Genomic DNA, 435 nt, shown 5'->3' on the forward strand with positions numbered 1-435 from the left:
GTTCTGCCGCCTCGGTGTGAAGCCAGTCGGCGAAGCGACCCCAGGCGTCGGCCTCGAACTCCTGACTGCCGACGTGGACGTCCGAAATGAGGGCCGCCTGGACGTGTCTGTCGGCGGTGTTCGGCGAGTACGTCCGCGGCACGTCCGGGAAGTACATCGCGTCGACGAACATAATCCCCGCGTCGTCCGAGAGCGTCCCCTCGACGGCGATGCACTCGTCGAGCAGCAGTTCGTCGACCAGGCTGGCGAACTCGCGGTCTTTCATCACGAGACAGGGGAACGTCCCGGTCGTGTCTTCCAGTTCCACGAGCCAGTGGCCGCTCTTCGTCGATCGGATGTCGTTGACGAGGCCGATCATCGCGGCGTCGTTGCCGCCGCTCATCGACTGGATCGCCTCGGCCGGCCGGTGATTGACGCGGCCGCGGAGTTGCTTCG

General features: G+C 66.0%; 1 pseudogene. It reads right to left on the reverse strand.

Annotated elements, in window-relative coordinates:
- Nucleotides 1-435, reverse strand: a pseudogene (locus DEQ92_RS22975) (DNA polymerase II small subunit); the annotation flags it as partial.

It is taken from the genome of Haloferax sp. Atlit-6N (genome assembly GCF_003383195.1).
Classification (GTDB): Archaea; Halobacteriota; Halobacteria; order Halobacteriales; family Haloferacaceae; genus Haloferax; species Haloferax gibbonsii.